This window comes from Streptomyces sp. NPDC001410 (assembly GCF_042895235.1).
Classification (GTDB): Bacteria; Actinomycetota; Actinomycetes; order Streptomycetales; family Streptomycetaceae; genus Streptomyces.
The window spans coordinates 732,594-750,691 of the sequence record NZ_JBIAWE010000001.1; the positions used below are offsets into that span (position 1 = coordinate 732,594).

Annotated in this window: 17 protein-coding genes; 13 read left to right on the forward strand and 4 right to left on the reverse strand. The window is 72.6% G+C overall.

Going from position 1 to position 18,098, the window contains the following annotated elements:
• The first annotated feature begins 275 nt into the window (after positions 1-275).
• Positions 276-1,067, forward strand: coding sequence for a VOC family protein (locus tag ACFY3C_RS03210; RefSeq protein WP_390769489.1), 792 nt, complete (start codon positions 276-278; stop codon positions 1,065-1,067).
• Between the two features lie 60 nt (positions 1,068-1,127).
• On the opposite strand, the gene ACFY3C_RS03215 is transcribed toward ACFY3C_RS03210, so the two are convergent.
• Entirely contained in the window at positions 1,128-2,168 is a 1,041-nt protein-coding gene (locus tag ACFY3C_RS03215; RefSeq protein ID WP_390769490.1) for a LacI family DNA-binding transcriptional regulator, read from the reverse strand.
• Positions 2,169-2,297: 129 nt separating this feature from the next.
• Here ACFY3C_RS03215 and ACFY3C_RS03220 point away from each other — a divergent pair, with 129 nt between their 5' ends.
• A complete protein-coding gene (locus ACFY3C_RS03220) occupies positions 2,298-3,179 on the forward strand; it encodes a hypothetical protein (RefSeq protein WP_390769491.1) in 882 nt (293 codons plus the stop codon).
• 70 nt (positions 3,180-3,249) lie between these two features.
• Positions 3,250-5,397, forward strand: coding sequence for a HEAT repeat domain-containing protein (locus tag ACFY3C_RS03225; protein WP_390769492.1), 2,148 nt, complete (start codon positions 3,250-3,252; stop codon positions 5,395-5,397).
• Between the two features lie 21 nt (positions 5,398-5,418).
• Here ACFY3C_RS03225 and ligD read toward each other — a convergent pair whose 3' ends face one another.
• Positions 5,419-6,438 carry a non-homologous end-joining DNA ligase gene (gene ligD / locus ACFY3C_RS03230; RefSeq protein ID WP_390769493.1) on the reverse strand — a complete coding sequence of 340 codons (1,020 nt, stop codon included), beginning with the start codon at positions 6,436-6,438 and terminating at the stop codon, positions 5,419-5,421.
• Between the two features lie 74 nt (positions 6,439-6,512).
• Between ligD and ACFY3C_RS03235 the strand changes: the two genes are divergently transcribed.
• A complete protein-coding gene (locus tag ACFY3C_RS03235) occupies positions 6,513-7,592 on the forward strand; it encodes an ATP-dependent DNA ligase (protein ID WP_390769494.1) in 1,080 nt (359 codons plus the stop codon).
• Between the two features lie 31 nt (positions 7,593-7,623).
• Here the strand turns inward: ACFY3C_RS03235 and ACFY3C_RS03240 are convergent, their stop codons facing one another.
• Positions 7,624-8,814, reverse strand: coding sequence for a zinc-dependent alcohol dehydrogenase (locus tag ACFY3C_RS03240; protein ID WP_386577758.1), 1,191 nt, complete (start codon positions 8,812-8,814; stop codon positions 7,624-7,626).
• A gap of 242 nt (positions 8,815-9,056) precedes the next feature.
• On the opposite strand from ACFY3C_RS03240, the gene ACFY3C_RS03245 reads away from it, so the two are divergent.
• Positions 9,057-10,037, forward strand: coding sequence for a DUF3048 domain-containing protein (locus tag ACFY3C_RS03245; RefSeq protein ID WP_390769546.1), 981 nt, complete (start codon positions 9,057-9,059; stop codon positions 10,035-10,037).
• Positions 10,038-10,049: 12 nt separating this feature from the next.
• Here the strand turns inward: ACFY3C_RS03245 and ACFY3C_RS03250 are convergent, their stop codons facing one another.
• Complete coding sequence (locus tag ACFY3C_RS03250) at positions 10,050-10,517, reverse strand: MarR family winged helix-turn-helix transcriptional regulator (protein ID WP_386577757.1); 468 nt, start codon at positions 10,515-10,517, stop codon at positions 10,050-10,052.
• Positions 10,518-10,694: 177 nt separating this feature from the next.
• Here ACFY3C_RS03250 and ACFY3C_RS03255 point away from each other — a divergent pair, with 177 nt between their 5' ends.
• From ACFY3C_RS03255 to ACFY3C_RS03290, 8 genes are all read left to right on the forward strand, one after another.
• Positions 10,695-11,450, forward strand: a complete 756-nt coding sequence (locus ACFY3C_RS03255; protein ID WP_386577756.1) for a CoA transferase subunit A — start codon at positions 10,695-10,697, stop codon at positions 11,448-11,450.
• Positions 11,450-12,094 (forward strand): CoA transferase subunit B, encoded by a 645-nt coding sequence (locus tag ACFY3C_RS03260; RefSeq protein WP_390769495.1) that lies wholly within the window; start codon positions 11,450-11,452, stop codon positions 12,092-12,094. The genes ACFY3C_RS03255 and ACFY3C_RS03260 overlap by 1 nt, the downstream gene beginning before the upstream one ends.
• Positions 12,091-13,293, forward strand: a complete 1,203-nt coding sequence (locus ACFY3C_RS03265; RefSeq protein ID WP_390769496.1) for a thiolase family protein — start codon at positions 12,091-12,093, stop codon at positions 13,291-13,293. Before ACFY3C_RS03260 ends, ACFY3C_RS03265 begins: the two co-directional genes overlap by 4 nt.
• A gap of 63 nt (positions 13,294-13,356) precedes the next feature.
• Positions 13,357-14,130 (forward strand): protocatechuate 3,4-dioxygenase subunit beta, encoded by a 774-nt coding sequence (pcaH, locus tag ACFY3C_RS03270; protein ID WP_390769497.1) that lies wholly within the window; start codon positions 13,357-13,359, stop codon positions 14,128-14,130.
• Between the two features lie 8 nt (positions 14,131-14,138).
• Complete coding sequence (gene pcaG, locus ACFY3C_RS03275) at positions 14,139-14,741, forward strand: protocatechuate 3,4-dioxygenase subunit alpha (RefSeq protein ID WP_386577752.1); 603 nt, start codon at positions 14,139-14,141, stop codon at positions 14,739-14,741.
• On the forward strand, positions 14,738-16,078 hold the full coding sequence (pcaB, locus tag ACFY3C_RS03280; protein ID WP_390769498.1) for a 3-carboxy-cis,cis-muconate cycloisomerase: 1,341 nt from the start codon (positions 14,738-14,740) through the stop codon (positions 16,076-16,078). Before pcaG ends, pcaB begins: the two co-directional genes overlap by 4 nt.
• Positions 16,075-17,241 carry a 3-oxoadipate enol-lactonase gene (gene pcaD, locus ACFY3C_RS03285; RefSeq protein ID WP_390769499.1) on the forward strand — a complete coding sequence of 389 codons (1,167 nt, stop codon included), beginning with the start codon at positions 16,075-16,077 and terminating at the stop codon, positions 17,239-17,241. The genes pcaB and pcaD overlap by 4 nt, the downstream gene beginning before the upstream one ends.
• Positions 17,242-17,305: 64 nt before the next feature.
• Positions 17,306-18,097: an SDR family NAD(P)-dependent oxidoreductase gene (locus ACFY3C_RS03290; RefSeq protein WP_390769500.1), complete on the forward strand. Its 792-nt coding sequence runs from the start codon at positions 17,306-17,308 to the stop codon at positions 18,095-18,097.
• Position 18,098 lies beyond the last annotated feature (1 nt).

Below are 18,098 nucleotides of genomic sequence, written 5' to 3' on the forward strand. Positions count from 1 at the left end.
GCGACCCGGGCCGCCCGTTGATGCTCCACCGGAGCCCTGGGCCCCCCGATGATGCTCCGCGTGCAGACGCCCGTGCACGGCGGCGCGCGGAAGCAGTGTGAAAACCCGGAGAACCAGGCGCGGCCCCCAGGGTGAGCGGGGGCATCGGTCCGGCGTGCGGCGGCGCTCCGGCAGCGGTTGTCAGTGGGCGGTGCCAGACTCGGCAGTGCAGAGGACGGGACCGATTCCGGACACCCCTTCAAGGGTTTCCGGACCCCCTTTCAAGGAGGGCGAAGATGCTCACCACCCGTTTCGTCGACGGCGCTCCGAACTGGATCGACGTCGGCACCCCCGACCTCGACGGCGCCCTCGCCTTCTACGGCGGGCTGTTCGGCTGGCAGTTCCAGTCGGCGGGGCCGGACGCCGGCGGCTACGGCTTCTTCCAGCTGGGCGGCAGGACCGTCGCCGGCGGCATGCAGACCGGACCCGAGCAGGGGCCGCCGGCCTGGACTGTGTACTTCCAGAGCGAGGACGCGCAGGCCACGGCCAAGGCGGCCGAACAGGCGCACGGCAGCGTGCTGTTCCAGCCCATGGACGTGATGGGCCAGGGGCACATGGCGGTCCTCGCCGACCAGGCCGGCGTGCCGTTCGGGATCTGGCAGCCCGGGCAGACCAAGGGCGTGGACGTGGCGAACGAACCGGGCGCGCTGTGCTGGGTCGAGCTGTACACGCCGGACATCGCGGCGGCCGCCGCGTTCTACCAGAGGGTGCTGGGCCTGGAGACCTCGGCCATGCCGTTCCCGGGCGGCACGTACACCTGTGTGAACCCGGGCGGTGCCGGTGAGGACGCGATGTTCGGCGGGATGGTCCCGCTGGCCGACGACCCGACGGAGGCCGATGCGGGCGCGTACTGGCTGCCGTACTTCGAGGTCGAGGACACCGACGCCGTGGTCGAGAAGGCGCAGCAGCTGGGCGGCACGGTGCGTATGCCGGCGACGACCATGGAGGGCGTCGGCCGGATGGCCAAGCTCGCCGACCCGTACGGCGTCCGTTTCGCGGTGATCAAGAGCGAGCCGCCGCAGGGCTGAGGCGCCGACGGGCGCGGTGTGCCCGGGCGGGCGCGCTGTGCCTGGGCAGGCCCGGTGTGCCTAGGCGGACGCGCGTCGTATCAGGGTCGTCGGCAGGACGACGCTGGAGACGGCCGCGTCCGCCGGGGCCGCGTCGCGCGTCCGGCCGGCCAGGCCGCGCAGCAGGAGACGGGCCATCAACCGGCCCATCTCCTCGATGTCCTGACGGACCGTCGTGAGCGGAGGATCGGCCTCTTCGGCGATGGGCAGCACATCGTCGAAGCCGATGACGGCCACGTCGTCCGGCACGCGCCGGCCCCGCTCGCGCAGCACGCGCAGGGCGCCGAGCGCGGTGAGGTCGTTGGCGGCGAACACCGCGTCCACGTCCGGGCAGCGGTCCAGCAGTTCCCGCATGGCGCGCTCGCCGCCGCCGGGGGTGAAGTCGCTCTCCACGACGAGCCGCGGGTCGGCGTCGCCCACCACGTCCCGGTAGCCGTCGAGCCGGTCCACCGCCGAGGTCTGGTCCAGCGCGCCGGTGATGTGCGCTATCCGGCTGCGGCCGAGGTCCACGAAATGGCGTACGGCCTCGCGGGCGCCGCCCCGGTTGTCGCTGTCGACGTACACCGGACCGGGGGTGCCGTCGCTCCAGTCGGGGCGGCCGCCGAACACGGTGGGCACGCCCGCGTTCCGGATCAGGCCGGGCAGCGGGTCGTCGAGGTGGAGGGAGAAGACGAGCGCGCCGTCGACATGGCCTCCGGCCAAATAGCGGGCCACACGGGCGTGGTCGGCGCGGCCCTCGGTCAGCAGCAGCACGAGCTGGTTGTCGTGGGCCGTCAGCTCCTTGCTGATGCCGCGCAGTTGCAGCGCGAAGAAGGGGTCGGCGAAGACCCGGGCCTCGGGTTCGGCGATGACGACGGCGACGGCGTCGTGCCGCTTGGTGACCAGGCTGCGTGCAGCCTGGTTGGGCACGTACCCGAGTTCCTCGACCGCCTGCCGGACCCGTTCGACCAGGGGCTCCCTGACCCCGTCACCACCGTTGACGACCCGTGATACGGTGGCCCGGGACACCCCGGCCCGCGCGGCCACTGCCTCCAGCGTGGGACGCGACACTGCCTCGGTCACTTCGGGACTCCTCATCGGCGGCTGGCGATCAGGATAACCGCGCTGCGGTGGGGCCGTCGGGGCCGGAAAAGGGGTTGCCTCCCGGCATCTCGCCAGGTGAAGATCGCCGCATGAAGACGAGAAAGGCTCATGCCGGCTGAGCGCCCCGAGACGCGGCTCGTGCCCTACGCACGACTGCCGCGCACCTACCGCGACCGGCACATCGTCCACAGCTCCGTCGACGCATTCGGCCGGGCCCACTGGCTGCTCACCGAGCAGGCACCCAAAGACCTGGACACCGATCTGTACGACGCGCTGGTGGTGACCGTCGAGGACGGCGCGTGCCACGAGACGTACCTGCATGCGGTGTTGCGCTGGTGCCGCCGCATCGAGGCCCTGCCCGACGGCGGGTTCGTGCTGGCGTCGCCCCGGGCGGACAAGGACGACCAGCAGCAGGTCCAGGTCTTCGACGCACTGGGCCGGGCGACCGGCACGTTCCGCGTGGGAGACGGCATCGAACACCTCCTGGCCGACCGGGCGGGAGACCTCTGGGTCGGCTACTTCGACGAGGGAATCCACGGCGACGCGTTGAGCGCGCCCGGCCTGCGCCGCTGGAGCATCACGGGCGAACCCCTGTGGTCCTACAGCCCGGTGTCCGACGCGGGATGGATCGACGACTGCTACACCGTGAACGTCGCGGGGCGCACCGCCTGGGCGTGCCCGTACATGCGCTTCCCGCTCATCGAGGTGGACGAGGGCCAGGTCGTCCGGGTGCGACAGAACCCGGTGCGGGGTGCGAACGGGCTCGCCGTCCTGGGCGAACGGGCAGTGTTCTTCAGCGGATACGGCGAGGACCGCAACCGGCTCGTCGACTGCCGTCTGACGGAGACCTCCGTGGAGCCGGTGGCCGAGAGCCGCCTGGTCCGCCCCGACGGCGGCCGGCTCGGCCGGCGCCGGATCGTCTCCCGTGGTTCCCGGATCCATCTGCAGGTCAATCCGTTCACCGAGTGGTTCGTGTTCGACCTCGCCTGAGGGTTGTCCACAGGCCCGGGCCGCTGTCAGTGGCGTGCGGCATCCTGTGATCAGTGGCGGAACACGCGCCATGAGCCACGGGGAGGGCCGGATGTTCAGGGGGATCGACGACGTCGACTGGGCGTCGATGGGGCATGCGTACACGGATTCGGCGACCGATGTGCCGGAACTGCTGTGGGGGTTGGCGTCGGACGACCCGGAGCGCCGGGAGATCGCGCTGGACGGCATGTACGGCGCGGTGCACCACCAGGGGGATGTGTACGACAGCACGGTCGCCTGCGTCCCGTTCCTGTTCGAGCTGGTCGCGAACCCGTCGATCGCCGACCGGGGTGCGGTGATCGGCCTGCTGTGCAGCATCGCCCACGTCTCGGACGGCGACGAGGACGAGTGGGACGAGGAGGAGGCCGAGGCCTTCGCCGAGTTCGACGAGGACGAACACGAGGAATGGCTGCGGCACTTCTTCGTCGCGCGTGACCTGGTCCGCGAGCGGGCCGGGGACTTCCTCGGGCTGCTCGGCGATCCGGATCCCGGAGTGCGGGCCGCCGTGCCGGGTGCGCTGGCGCGGCTGCACCCGGACCCGGTGCGGGTGTTCGGCGCCCTGCGGGATCGGGTGCCCGTGGAGACCGACCCGGAGGCCGCCCGGTCGCTGGTGCGCGCCCTGGGCACGCTGGCCGGACGGCACCCCGCCGAGCTGGGTGGCGAGGCGGTCCGGATGCTGAAGGATCTCGTCGCCGGCACCCCCGATCCCCAGTTGCGGATGACGGCACTGGCCCGGCTGGCGCGCAGTGCGCCCGGCGAACTGCCGCCGGACACCGCGGAGATCGCGCTGGACGTGATGCGGCTGGCCCGGGAGGCGGACGAGCTGGGCCCGCCGCCCGCCGCGCCCGAGCGGCCGCGCACGGACACCCTGATCTCCCATGTGCGCGAGCTGCACGCGGAGCACCGCAGCAGCCTGGACCTGGACGACGCGGCGGACCTGCTCGAAGAGCTGCACACGGAGCTGCGCGACCGGGTCGACCTGCGCTTCCCGCTCCTCGTCGGCCAGTTGGGCAGTCCCGGTTTGCGCCAGCGCAGGCACGCCGTCGGCATGGCGGGACGGCTGCTGACCGGGTGGCGGGCTCCCGACGACGAACCGGTGCTGGCGCTGGCCCGGCTGCTGGCCGATGACGATCTGCGGCTGCAGAAGGCGGTGCTGTCGGAACTGCGGTATCTCGCACCGGTGGCACACCGCGTGTCCGAGGGGGTGGCGGCGTACGTCGAGAGCGGGGAGGGCCGCCCGCTGGAGACCGACACGGTCTTCCGGGACATGGCCCTCGGCATGGCGTTCGAGGTGCTGGCGCTGCAGGGCGACGGCCGGATCGTGCCGGCGCTCACCCATGTGCTCGAAGTGGTCGAGCTGCCCGAGAAGCTGTCCCGGTGGCTAGAGGCGCTCGGTCCCGAGGCGGCGGCTCCGCTCGGCCCCGTGCTCCACGACCGGCTGGCCCGGCTGGACCACCGCACACCGTCCGCGGAGCTGGACGGCCTCGTCGAGGCCCTGGGCACCCTTCGGCACGCCGGGTCGGTGCCCCTGCTGACCCGCATCCTGGCCGATGCCGAGCACTTCCGGACGACACGGGAGGTCCTGGAGGCCCTCTCCGCCTACGGCCCCCAGGCTGCCGAAGCAGCCCCGCTGGTACGGCGGTTGTGGGAGGACGACACCCTCCCGGACGAGCACCGCATCCATGTCGCACGCGCCCTGTGGGCGCTGACCGGCGAAGCGGAGGCAGTGCTCCCCGTCGTCCGCGAGGGCCTGCGGTCGCGGTCCTGGAGCCCGTGGTACGCGGCCCTGCAGCTGACCGAGTCCCTGGGCCGGTCCGGTGCCGCACTCGCACCCACGTTCCGCGAGATGATCGCGGAAGGCCACACACCCGCCCGGGCGGCCGTCGGCCTGTGGCAGGTCACCGGGGAGACGGACGAGACACTCCCCGTGCTCCTGACCGAGTGGTCGGCCACGCCGGCCCAACGCCCCGCCATAGTCGGCTGCCTGGCGGGCATGGGCCCGGCGGCCGCACCGGCGCTGCCGCTGATACGCACGGAGCTGGCCTCGCCCCGCCGTCACAACAACGACGACTCCACCGGCAACATGCGCTACGACGTTCCCACCGACGTGGCCCTCCAGCAGGACTGCCGGCGTGTGCTGGCCGGGTTCGGCGAGCGGATCGACGCCCCGGTGCGCTAGCGCCGGGTCGGATCAGACGGGTCAGGAGTCCTGCTCGCGGCGGGCCCGGCTCGGCTGGACGCGCTTGGGCTCGCCCGGCATCTTCGGGTACTCCGGCGGGTACGGCAGGTCGCCCAGGCCGTGGTCGTGTTCGTCGCGGCGGGCCAGTTCGAGGAGGGCGTCGAGGGAGTAGGCGTGGTCGTCCATGTCGGCGTGCACGTCGCCGAGTTCGGCGAAGCGGGCCGGCATGGTGGCGAGGTCGAAGTCGCGGGGGTGGGCCACGCCGACCTCGTCCCAGCGCAGGGGTGCGGAGACGGGGGCGTTCGGGCGGGGCCGGACGGAGTAGGCGGAGGCGATGGTGCGGTCGCGGGCTGTCTGGTTGTAGTCGAGGAAGATGCGCTCGCCGCGCTCCTCCTTCCACCACTTGATCGTGACCTGGTCGGGCATCCGGCGTTCCATCTCCCGGCCGACCGCGATCGCGGCGCGCCGCACCTGGGTGAAGGTCCAGCGCGGTTCGATGGGCACGAAGACGTGCAGGCCGCGGCCTCCCGAGGTCTTGGGCCAGCCGCGCAGGCCGCCGAACTCGTCGAGGACGGCTCGCAGTTCGTGGGCGGAACGGACGGCGTCGTCGTAGTCGGTGCCGGGCTGCGGGTCGAGGTCGATGCGGAGTTCGTCGGGGTGGTCGACGTGGGTGCGGCGCACCGGCCAGGGGTGGAAGGTGAGCGTGCCGTACTGGGCGGCCCACACCACGGCGGCTTCCTCGGTGGGGCACATCTCGTCGGCGCTGCGGCCGCTGGGGAAGGTGATGTGGGCGGTGGGGATCCAGTCGGGCATGCCCTTGGGCGCGCGTTTCTGGTAGAACCACTCGCCGTCGACGCCGTCCGGGTAGCGCTGGAGGGTGGTGGGGCGGTCGCGCAGGGCACGCAGGATGCCGGGGCCGACGGCGGCGTAGTACTGGGCGACGTCCAGCTTGGTGAATCCGCGTTCCGGGAAGAAGACCTTGTCCGGGCTGGACAGCCGCACGGTCCGGCCGGCCACGTCCAGTTCCACCGCTGCACCCATGCGGCCACGGTAGGCGCACCCGGCACACCCCGCATACCAGGCGTCAGCTGACGTATGCGAGCAGAATCGGACACATGGATCTGCCGGTGATGCCGCCCGTGAAGCCGATGCTCGCCAAGTCGGTGGCGAAGATCCCGCCGGGCATGCACTACGAGGCGAAGTGGGACGGGTTCCGCGCGATCGTGTTCCGGGACGGGGCCGAGGTCGAGTTGGGCAGCCGTACCGGGAAGCCGCTGACCAGGTACTTTCCGGAGCTGGTCGCGGCGTTGAAGGAGCGGGTGCCCGAGCGGTGCGTGCTGGACGGGGAGATCGTGATCGCGCGGGGCGGGCGGCTGGACTTCGACGCGCTGACCGAGCGGATCCATCCGGCGGACTCACGGGTGCGGATGCTGGCCGAGAAGACCCCGGCCTCCTTCGTGGCCTTCGACCTGCTGGCGCTGGACGACCACGCCCTGCTCGACGTGCCGCTGACCGACCGGCGTGCCCTGCTGGAGCGGGCGCTGTCCGGGGTGGGCGCGCCGGTGCATCTGGCGCCGGCGACGACCGACGTGGAGGTGGCGCACCGGTGGTTCGAGCAGTACGAGGGCGCCGGCCTGGACGGGGTCGTCGCCAAGCCGCTCGATCTGCGCTATCTGCAGGACGAGCGGGTCATGTTCAAGATCAAGCACGAGCGGACGGCGGACGTCGTCGTGGCGGGCTACCGGTTCCACAAGAGCGGGCCGGTGGTGGGCTCGCTGCTGCTGGGCCTGTACGACGACCGGGGAGCGCTGCAGCACGTGGGCGTGTCGGCGGCGTTCACCATGAAGAAGCGCGCCGAGCTGGTCGAGGAGCTGGAGCCGCTGCGCATGGACGACGTGACCGGGCACCCGTGGGCGGCCTGGGGCGACGAGGCGGCGCATGAGACGGCCCGGCTGCCGGGGGCACCGAGCCGCTGGTCGGGCAAGAAGGACCTGACCTGGGTGCCGGTCCGGCCGGAGCGGGTCGCCGAGGTGGCCTACGACCACATGGAGAACGGCGCCCGCTTCCGGCACACGGCCCGCTTTCGCCGCTGGCGCCCGGACCGGACACCGGAGAGCTGCACCTACGCGCAGCTGGAGGAGCCGGTGCGCTACGACCTCGCGGAGATCCTTGGGGCCGAGGAGGACGGCTCCTAGGTCCGCTGCACGTCGTTCACCCGGATGCCGCCTAGGGCTGCAACAGGATCTTGATCGCGCCGTCCTGCTTGTGCTGGAACATCTCGTACGCGGTCGGCGCCTCGTCGAGCGGCAGCCGGTGGGTGGCGAAGTCGTCGACGCCGAGTGGGTCCTCGTCCGTGAGGTAGGGCATGATCGCGTCGGTCCACCGGCGGACATTGGCCTGCCCCATCCGCATCTGGATCTGCTTGTCGAACAGGGTGAGCATCGGGATCGGGTCGGCCGTGCCGCCGTAGACGCCGACGAGGGAGAGCGTGCCGCCCCGCCGGACCAGGTCGATGGCCAGGTGGAGGGCGCCGAGCCGGTCGACACTGAAGCGTTCCGCGAGCGGCGCGCCCAGCTTGCGGGGCAGCATCGCGGACGCCTGCTGGGCGAGCCGGGCCGCGGCGCTTCCGTGGGCCTCGGTACCGACGGCGTCGATCACGGCGTCCGGGCCGCGGCCGTCGGTCGCATCGCGGATCACGGCGACCAGCTCCTTCTCGTCGTCGAAAGCCCTGAGGTCATACGTCCGCACACCGCGCCGGCTCGCCCGGGCCAGCCGCTCGGGCACCAGGTCGACGCCGAACACCCGCTCGGCTCCCCGGGCCAGCGCGACCCGGCAGGCCATGTCGCCGATCGGGCCGAGGCCGAGGACGGCGAGGCTGCCGCCGGGCGGGAGGGACGCGTACTCGACGGCCTGCCAGGCGGTGGGCAGCACGTCCGAGAGGTAGACGAACCGGTCGTCCGGCGGGCCCTCGGGCACCTTGATCGGGCCGTACTGCGCCTGCGGGACGCGCAGGTACTCGGCCTGGCCGCCCGGCACGGAGCCGTACAGGCGGGTGTAGCCGAACAGGGCGGCGCCCATGCCCTCGCCGGTGACCTGGGTCGTCTCGCACTGGGTGGGCAGCCCGGTCAGGCACATCCAGCAGTCTCCGCAGGCGATCTGGAACGGGACCACGACCCGGTCGCCCGCGGCGAGGTCCGGCACCCCGGCACCGACCTCCTGGACGATGCCCATCGGTTCGTGGCCGAGGATGTCACCCGGGGTCATGAACGGGGTGAGCACCTCGTACAGATGCAGATCCGAGCCGCACAGACCGCTGGACGTGACGCGGATGACGGCGTCGGTGGGCTGTTCGATCCGCGGGTCGGGCACATGCTCCACCCGCACGTCCCGCCTGCCCTGCCAGGTGACTGCCTTCATGGGGTCGCGCTCCCTTGCTCGCGTGCGCGCCGGTTCGCCCTGGCGCGTCCGGTTTGCGGTGGCGCCCGGGTACCCGCGCATGCCGCGACGAACACCTGCGCGCCCCGGTGGATCGGACCGCCCGGGCCACGCCGTGGACCCGATCGACCCACGGAAGGCGCAGGACCGGAACCGACCAGGGATGGCCCGCGATGACCCGATGAGCACACAATCGACAGATACGAACGGGGGCAACGGTGGTCATAGGACGCAGCGCGCGCACGCGACGCACGACACTGACGGCGGCCCTGGTCGCCGTCACGATGACGGTCTCCCTGACGGCAGGCTGTACACGGCACGGCCCGGCCGACGACGCCCACGCCCCGCACGGGACCCCGTCGCCGACCGGCCCGGCCGCGCCCGCGGACGGCTCACTGCTAGCCGTGAAGATCGACAACGTCCCGGCGGCCCGCCCGCAGACGGGACTCGACGCGGCGGACGTCGTGTACGCGGAGCAGGTCGAGGGCGGCCTGAGCCGCCTGATGGCGGTGTACGCCACCACCCTTCCCAAGACGGTGGGTCCGGTGCGCAGCGCCCGCGAGTCCGATCTGGAGCTGCTGCGCCAGTTCGACGAGCCGACGCTGGCGTTCTCCGGGGCCCAGCGCAAGCTGCTGCCGCTGATCCACCAGGCCCCCGTGCGGGCCGAGTCGCCCGACGAGGCCACAGACGCCTACTACCGGGGCACCGACAGGGCCGCGCCGCACAACCTGTATCTGCACCCTGCCCGGCTGCTGCCCGCGGCGCCGGGCAAGGCCGCGCTGACCAACGGGTTCCGCTACGGTCCTGCGCCCTCCGGCGGCACTCCCGAGTCCGCGCGGACGGTGCGCTATCCGTCGGCGCGCTTCACCTTCACCTGGTCCGCGGGGCGGGGCGGCTGGCTGGTCGCGATGGACGGCACGCCGACGGTGACGACCGACGGCGTGCGGCCGGCGCCGGCCACGGTCGTCGTGCAGTACGTGAAGATCCGCGCGTCGCAGTACCACGACGCGCTCGGCAACAGCACGCCGTACACCGAGACGGTCGGCTCCGGAAAGGCCGAGGTGCTGCGGGACGGCCGGTCCTTCGACGCCACCTGGTCCCGGCCGTCCGCGACGGAGGGCACGGCGTTCACGGCGGTTGACGGCAGCCCGATGAACTTCGCCACCGGTCAGGTGTGGGTGGTGTTCGCCGAGGCGCCCTCCTGACCGGGCCGCCGTTCAGCCCTGCCCGGCGGCCAGCGGCTCGGCCGGGTTGCGCAGGTCCTCGGCGGCGTCCGCGACCCGGCGGATCAGGTCGAAGAAGACGGTCTGCTCCTCGGGGGAGAGCGGGGCGAGGAAGACCTGGTTCATCCGCGCGGTGCGCACGGTCAGCTTGCGATGGACGCTCAGGCCCTCGTCGGTGAGACGGAGCAGGAAGCGGCGGCCGTCCTGCGGGTCGCGGACCTTGTGCAGCAGCTCGCGGCGGGTGAGCCTGCTGATGACCTCGGCGATGGTCGACCGGTCCAGGCCCACCCGCTCCCCCACCGTCCGCTGATCGAGACCAGGCTCGGCGACGAGCGCGTTCAGCACCGCGAACTGCGGTGAGGTGATCTCCTCGGAGACCATGGTGTTCCACAGCAGGTAGTGCGCCTGCTGGAGTCGCCGGGCCAGGTGCCCGGGATGGGTGGCGAGGTCCACCGCGGCCATGTGCACTCCCCTGATCGATTCGTTGGTGTACTGAACGATACTCGCGCTGGGGCGCACGGCCTGCATGGGGAATCCCGCGTATTGCAAGGTCTTGACGGTTCTTGCGTCCGATGGCAGCGTGAGGAGCACCTCGCCGAAATGCTCAGTACACTGACTAATAGAGATGAGGCTTCACGGATGGACAAGGTGGTCGCCACTGCCCTGGAGGCGGTGGCCGATGTGCCGGACGGCGCGTCCCTCGCGGTCGGCGGCTTCGGGCTGAGCGGTGTCCCGAACGTACTGATCCAGGCGCTGTACGAGCGCGGGACGACCGGTCTGGGCGTGGTGTCGAACAACTGCGGTGCGATGGAGTCCGGCCTCGCGGTGCTGCTGTCCGCCGGCCGGATCGCCCGGGTGACCGGCTCCTACATCGGCGGCAACAAGGAGTTCGCCCGCCAGTACCTGTCCGGCGAACTGGAGGTCGAGCTGATCCCGCAGGGCACGCTCGCCGAGCGGCTGCGCGCGGGCGGCGCCGGGATCCCCGCCTTCTACACCCCGGCGGGCGTGGGCACGCAGGTCGCCGAGGGCGGGCTGCCATGGCGGTACGACGGAGAGGGCGGGGTCACGCTCGCCTCGCCGCCGAAGGAGGTCCGGGAGTTCGACGGCGTGGAGTACGTCCTGGAGCGAGGCATCCGCACCGACTTCGCGCTGGTCCGCGCCGCCAGGGGCGACCGGCACGGCAACCTCGTCTTCGGCAAGTCCTCCCGGAACTTCAACCCCCTTGCCGCGATGGCCGGCCGGGTGACCGTCGCCGAGGTGGAGGAGCTGGTGGAACCCGGGGAGATCGGCCCGGACGCGGTGCACCTGCCCGGCGTCTTCGTGCAGCGCGTGGTGGCGCTGACCCCCGAGCAGGCGGCGGACAAGAAGATCGAGCAGCGGACGGTGAGGTCCTGATGGCCTGGACACGCGAGGAGATGGCCGCCCGCGCGGCCCGCGAACTGAAGGACGGCCAGTACGTCAACCTCGGCATCGGCCTGCCGACGCTGATCCCGAACCATCTGCCGCCGGGCGTCGAGGTGGTCCTGGAGTCGGAGAACGGCATCCTCGGCACCGGCCCGTACCCCGCCGAGGACGAGGTCGACCCGGACCTGATCAACGCCGGCAAGGAGACCGTGACGGTCCTGCCGGGCGCCTCCTACTTCGACTCGGCCCTGAGCTTCGCGATGATCCGGGGCGGACACATCGACGTGGCCGTGCTGGGCGCGATGCAGGTGTCCGCGGGCGGCGACCTGGCCAACTGGGCGGTCCCTGGGAAGCTGGTCACCGGGATCGGCGGGGCGATGGACCTGGTGCACGGTGCCCGTACGGTCGTCGTCGTCATGACGCACACGGCCAAGGACGGCTCCCCGAAGATCCTGGAGCAGTGCACGCTGCCGCTCACGGGCAAGGCGTGTGTGAACCGAGTCATCACGGATCTGGCGGTGCTGGACGTCACGGATGCTGGGCTCGTCCTGGTGGAGACCGCGCCGGGCGTGACCGTTGAAGACGTCGTCACCCGGACCGACGCTGAACTGACCGTCGGGGAGAACGTGCTGTGAACCCGGTTTACATCGTCGACGCCATTCGCACTCCGATCGGCCGCTACAACGGCGGGCTGTCCTCCGTGCGACCCGACGACCTCGCCGCCCACGCCCTCCGCGAACTGCTCGCCCGCACGCCCGACCTGGACCCCTCCCGCATCGACGACGTCTACTTCGGCAACGCCAACGGCGCCGGCGAGGAGAACCGCAACGTCGCCCGGATGGCCGCCCTGCTCGCGGGCCTGCCGACCTCGGTACCGGGCGTGACGGTCAACCGGCTGTGCGCCTCCGGTCTCGAAGCGGTGATCCAGGCCGCCCGCGCCATCGCGGTCGGCGACGCCCGGATCGCCGTGGCGGGCGGTGTGGAGTCGATGACCCGCGCGCCGTACGTCCTGCCCAAGTCGGACAGGCCCTTCCCCGCCGCACACACCGAGCTGTACTCGACCACGCTCGGCTGGCGCATGGTCAACCCGGGGATGGACCCGCAGTGGACCATCCCGCTCGGGGAGAGCGCCGAGCTGATCGCCGACAAGCACAGGATCAGCCGCGAGCAGCAGGACGAGTACGCGCTGCACAGCCATCAGAAGGCGGCCGCGGCCCAGCGACAGGGCCTGTTCGACGCCGAGTCGGCGCCCGTCCCGGTCCCGCAGCGCAAGGGCGACCCGGTCGACTTCGCCGCCGACGAGTGCGTACGGCCCGACGCCTCCCTGGCCGCCATGGCGAAGCTCAAGCCGTCGTTCCGTAGCGAGGGAGGCACCGTCACCGCGGGCAACGCCTCCCCGCTCAACGACGGCGCCGCCGCCCTGCTCCTCACCGACGAGGAGGGTCTCAAGGCCATCGGCCGCGAACCCCTCGCCCGGGTCACCGCGACCGGAGTGTCCGGGATCGACCCGCAGCACTTCGGGCTCGCTCCCGTCGAGGCCGTCAACCGCGCACTCGCCAAGGCGGGCAAGGGTTTCGACGACCTGTCCGTGCTGGAACTCAACGAGGCGTTCGCCGCCCAGGTCCTCGGCTGTGTCGCCGAATGGCCCGAGTTCGACCCGGCGATCCTCAACCCTCAGGGCGGGGCGATCGCCCTCGGCCACCCCCTCGGCGCCTCCGGTGCCCGGCTCGCCGGCACCGTGGCCCACCAGCTCGCCCGCCGTGGCTCCGGCACCGGCGTGGCCACCCTCTGCATCGGCGTGGGCCAGGGCCTGGCCCTCGTCCTCGAACGCTGAGGACTCGTCCTCGCACGTCAAGGACTCCTCCTCGAACGCCAAGGAAGCGTCAGGTATCGACCAATGACTCTCACCCAGCAGGACATCGACCAGGAGATCGCGGCCGAGCACGCCGCGTACGAGAAGCGGGTCGCCGACGGAGCGCCCGTCGAGCACCACCCGCGCCGCGACTACGCGCCCTACCGCTCCTCCATGCTCCGCCACCCCAAGCAGCCCCTGGTCGCCATCGACACCCGCCAGGACCCCGAACTGGTGGAACTGCACTCCCCCGCCTTCGGGGAGCGCGACCTCACCGACATCGACAACGACCTCACCCGGCAGCACACCGGCCAGCCGGTCGGCGAGCGGATCACCGTGTCCGGACGGCTCCTCGACCATGCCGGACGCCCGGTACGCGGCCAGCTCGTCGAGATCTGGCAGGCCAACTCGGCCGGCCGCTACGCCCATCGGCGCGAGCAGCACGACGCCCCGCTGGACCCCAACTTCACCGGCACCGGCCGCACCCTCACGGACGCCGAGGGCCGCTATCACTTCACCACCGTCCAGCCCGGCCCCTACCCCTGGCGCAACCACGTGGGCGCCTGGCGCCCGGCGCACATCCACTTCTCGGTCTTCGGTACGGCGTTCACGCAGCGGCTGGTGACGCAGATGTACTTCCCGAACGACCCGCTGTTCCCGTACGACCCGATCCTGCAGTCCGTGACGGACGACGCGGCCCGGCAACGGCTGGTCGCCACCTACGACCACGGCCTGTCGGTGCCGGAGTTCTCCCTCGGCTACCACTGGGACATCGTGCTGGACGGCCCGGCCGCCACCTGGATCGAGGAAGGACGCTGACGGAAGCGATGACGAAGACCGACACGAGCAGCCCGCAGAGCGTGCCGCCCACCCCGTCCCACACGGTCGGCCCCTTCTACGGGTACGCGCTGCCGTTCCGCGGCGGCGAGGACATCGCGCCCCTGGGGCACCCCGACACGGTCACCGTGCACGGGTACGTCCTCGACGGCGAGGGCAATCCGCTTCCGGACGCCCTCGTCGAGCTGTGGGGGCCGTGCCCCGACGGCACCGTCCCGCAGGTGGACGGCTCCATCCGGCGGGACCCGGCCACCGGCGGCCATCTGGGCCGCAACGGTGTGGAGTTCACCGGCTGGGGCCGCATCCAGACCGACACGAACGGCCACTGGTACGCGCGGACGCTGCGGCCCGGCGCACGCGGGCAGAGCGCCCCGTACCTGAGCGTGTGCGTCTTCGCGCGCGGACTGCTCGTGCACCTGTTCACCCGGATCTACCTGCCGGGCGACGAGGCCGCGCTCGCCGCGGACCCGCTGCTCGCCCGGGTGGGCGACCGGCGCGACACGCTGATCGCCGGCGACGAGGGCGGCAGCACCTACCGTTTCGACATCCGCCTTCAGGGTGAAGGCGAGACGGTCTTCCTGGAGTTCCAGTGACATCTGCGTCCCCGCCGTACGCCGACACGGGCCTGCTCGCCCCCGAGTGGGGGCTGTCCGAGGCCGCCTCCGAGACCGGCGACCACGCCTATCTGCGGGCCCTGCTCGACGCCGAGGCCGCGCTGACCCGGGCGCAGTCCGCGCTCGGGCTCGCCCCGGCCGAGGCCGCGCCGGCGGTGACCGAGGCGGCCGTCCCGGCGAACTTCGGCATCCGTTCGCTGGCGGCCCGCACCCCGGCGGGCGGCAACCCGGTCATCCCGCTGGTCGCCGACCTGACGGCGGCGGTCGGCGCGGAGTACGGCCCCTACGTCCACCGGGGCGCGACCAGCCAGGACATCATGGACACGGCGACGATGCTGGTCGCCGTACGCGCCCTGGAGCCGATCCTCGCCGACCTCGGCCGCACCGAGCGCGCGCTGGCCGGGCTCGCCGCGGAGCACCGCGACACGCCGATGCCCGGTCGGACGCTCACCCAGCACGCCGTTCCCACGACGTTGGGGTTGAAGGCGGCCGGCTGGCGCTCGCTGGTCCTGGACGCCCGCGACCGCGTCATCCGGGTCCGGGACTCGCTCCCCGCGCAACTCGGCGGCGCGGCGGGGACCTTGGCGGCCTTCCAGGCGTACGGCGCCCAGGACGCGGACGCGCTGACCCAGGCGTACGCCCGCGAAGTCGGCCTCGCGGCACCGGCGTTGCCCTGGCACACGCTGCGCACACCCGTCGCCGACCTGGCCGGCTGCCTGGCCTTCACCGCGGGGGCGCTGGGCAAGCTCGCCGTGGACGTGCTGACGCTGTCGCGCACCGAGGTCGGCGAGGTGAGCGAGGGCAGCGGTGGCGGCTCCTCCGCCATGCCGCACAAGGCGAACCCGGTGCGGTCCACGCTCCTCGCCGCCGCCGCGCGGCGCGCCCCGCAGCTCGCGGCCACCCTGTACGGCTGCCTGGCCGCCGAGGACGAGCGGCCGGCCGGTGCCTGGCATGCCGAGTGGCAGCCGCTGCGCGACCTGCTCCGGCTGGTGGGCGGTGCGGTCGCCCATGCGGCCGAGCTGACCGAGGGGCTGCGTGTGCACCCCGCCGCGATGCGCCGCAACCTCGACACGACCCGGGGTCTGATCGTCTCCGAGCGGCTGTCCGCCGCGCTGGCACCCGTCCTCGGCCGGGCACGGGCCAAGGAGCTGCTGACCGAACTGGCGCGCCGTGCCCACGAGGAGGGCCGCCCGCTGCGTGAACTCCTCGCTGAGGAAGCAGAGTTGAAGGACGTCGCGCTGGACGACCTCACCGACCCCGCCCACTACACCGGTTTCGCCGGTGCCCTCACCGACCGTGCCCTGGAGCGACGTTGACCGTGAAACTCCTCAACCACCTGGAAGAAGGCCCGGCCTCCGCTCCCCCGCTGCTGCTCGGCCCGTCGCTCGGCACCTCGTACGCCCTGTGGGACGCGGTCGCGCCCGAGCTGTCGATCACCCACCGGGTGGTGCGCTGGGACCTGCCGGGGCACGGCGGTTCGGCGCCGGATCTGATCGGGCCGGGTGCCACCGTCGGCGACCTGGCCGCGCTGGTGCTGGCGCTCGCCGACGCGCTCGGCATCGAGCGGTTCGCCTACGCGGGCGTGTCGCTGGGCGGCGCGGTCGGCCTGCATCTGGCCGTGCACCACCCCGAACGGCTGACATCGCTGGCCGTCATCTGCTCCTCCGCGCACTTCGGCGGCAGCGCGCCCTGGCGGGAGCGGGCCGAACGGGTGCGCCGGGAGGGCCTGGAGTGGCTGGTGGAGAGCGCCGACGCGCGGTGGTTCACGCCCGGCTTCACCGTGCCGCGGCTGGTGCGGGACCACCGGGAGGCCGACCCGGAGGCGTACGCCGCCTGCTGCGACGCGCTGGCCGCGTTCGACCTGCGCGACCGGCTCGCCGACATCGCCGTACCGACCCTGCTCGTGGCGGGCCGGCAGGATCCGGCGACACCGCCCGCGCAGCTGCGGGAGATCGCGGACGCGGTGCCCGCTGCCGCGCTCGTGGAGCTGCCCGGGGCCTCGCACCTGGCGCCCGCGCAGTGCCCGCAGCCCGTGCTGACCGCTCTGCGCACCCAGGTGACCGGGGCCCCGGCGAGCGGGATGGCGGTGCGCCGGGAGGTGCTGGGCGATGCGCACGTCGACCGGGCGCAGGCCCGGCAGACCCCGTTCACCGCGCGGTTCCAGGACTTCATCTCCCGCTACGCCTGGGGAGAGATCTGGGCCGACCCGACCCTCTCGCGCCGCGAGCGCAGCATGATCACGCTGACCGCGCTGGTCGCGTACGGCCACCACGACGAGCTGGCCTTGCACGTCCGGGCGGCGCGGCGGAACGGGCTGACGCCTCAGGAGATCGGCGCGGTGCTGCTGCAGACCGCGGTGTACTGCGGGGTGCCCGCGGCCAACTCGGCGTTCGCGACGGCCCAGCGGGTGCTCGCCGAGGAGGACGAGGCGGACGGGAAGGACGGGAACGACGAGGACGGGACGCCCGGGCGAGGGTGACCCTGCTGGTCGTAGCCTCAGCAGCACCTCCTTCCCGGGGGCGGGCCGTGTCTAGGGTGGGGGCATGTCGACTGTTCTGATCACGGGCGCCACCTCCGGGCTCGGCCGGTACATCGCCTTCGAACTGGTCCGGGACGGCCATCTCGTCCTCGCCCACGGCCGCGACCGGGCGCGCACCGAGCAGCTGGTCGCGGAGCTGCGCACCGAGGGCCGGGCGGAGGGGTTCGTCGCCGAACTGGCCTCGCTCGCCGAGGTGCGCGAGCTGGGCGCCCGGGTCGCCGAGGCGCATCCCGAGCTGGACGTGCTGATCAACAACGCGGGCCTCGGTGGCGGTCCGCACGGCTCCGGGCGGGAGCTGAGCGCCGACGGGCACGAGCTGCGGCTCGCGGTGAACTACCTGGCGCCGGTGGCCCTGACCCGCGCCCTGTTGCCGGTCCTGCGCGCCAACGCGCCGGCCCGGATCGTGAATGTCGGGTCGGCCGGCCAGGAGCCGTTGGACTTCGCCGACCCGGAACTGACCCGTGGCTACAGCGGCGTGTCGGCGTACTGCCGCAGCAAGTTCGCGCTGGCGGCCCACACGTTCGCCCTCGCCGAGGAGCTGGCGGGCACCGGGGTGTCCGTCAACGTGCTGCACCCGGCGACCTACATGGACACGGCGATGGTGCGCGACGCGGGCGTGACGCCGTGGAAAACGGTCGCCGACGGCGCGCCGGGTGTCCTGGCCCTGGCCACCCAGGACCTGGGCACGGGCAGCTACTTCGACGGCACGAGTCCGTCACGGGCGCACGAGGCGGCGTACGACCCCGAGGTGCGGGGGCGGCTGGCGTCGGTCACCGACCAGTTGCTGGCCATGTGAT

Excerpts from the sequence above, each read along its gene's own strand:
- ACFY3C_RS03240 (WP_386577758.1), bottom strand. The coding sequence starts at position 8,814 with ATGAAGGCAGTCACCTGGCAGGGCAGGCGGGACGTGCGGGTGGAGCAT.
- pcaH (WP_390769497.1), top strand. The coding sequence starts at position 13,357 with ATGACTCTCACCCAGCAGGACATCGACCAGGAGATCGCGGCCGAGCAC.
- ACFY3C_RS03255 (WP_386577756.1), top strand. The coding sequence starts at position 10,695 with ATGGACAAGGTGGTCGCCACTGCCCTGGAGGCGGTGGCCGATGTGCCG.
- ACFY3C_RS03260 (WP_390769495.1), top strand. The coding sequence starts at position 11,450 with ATGGCCTGGACACGCGAGGAGATGGCCGCCCGCGCGGCCCGCGAACTG.
- ACFY3C_RS03235 (WP_390769494.1), top strand. The coding sequence starts at position 6,513 with ATGGATCTGCCGGTGATGCCGCCCGTGAAGCCGATGCTCGCCAAGTCG.
- ACFY3C_RS03290 (WP_390769500.1), top strand. The coding sequence starts at position 17,306 with ATGTCGACTGTTCTGATCACGGGCGCCACCTCCGGGCTCGGCCGGTAC.
- ACFY3C_RS03210 (WP_390769489.1), top strand. The coding sequence starts at position 276 with ATGCTCACCACCCGTTTCGTCGACGGCGCTCCGAACTGGATCGACGTC.
- pcaG (WP_386577752.1), top strand. The coding sequence starts at position 14,139 with ATGACGAAGACCGACACGAGCAGCCCGCAGAGCGTGCCGCCCACCCCG.
- ligD (WP_390769493.1), bottom strand. The coding sequence starts at position 6,438 with ATGGGTGCAGCGGTGGAACTGGACGTGGCCGGCCGGACCGTGCGGCTG.
- ACFY3C_RS03220 (WP_390769491.1), top strand. The coding sequence starts at position 2,298 with ATGCCGGCTGAGCGCCCCGAGACGCGGCTCGTGCCCTACGCACGACTG.
- ACFY3C_RS03225 (WP_390769492.1), top strand. The coding sequence starts at position 3,250 with ATGAGCCACGGGGAGGGCCGGATGTTCAGGGGGATCGACGACGTCGAC.
- ACFY3C_RS03250 (WP_386577757.1), bottom strand. The coding sequence starts at position 10,517 with ATGGCCGCGGTGGACCTCGCCACCCATCCCGGGCACCTGGCCCGGCGA.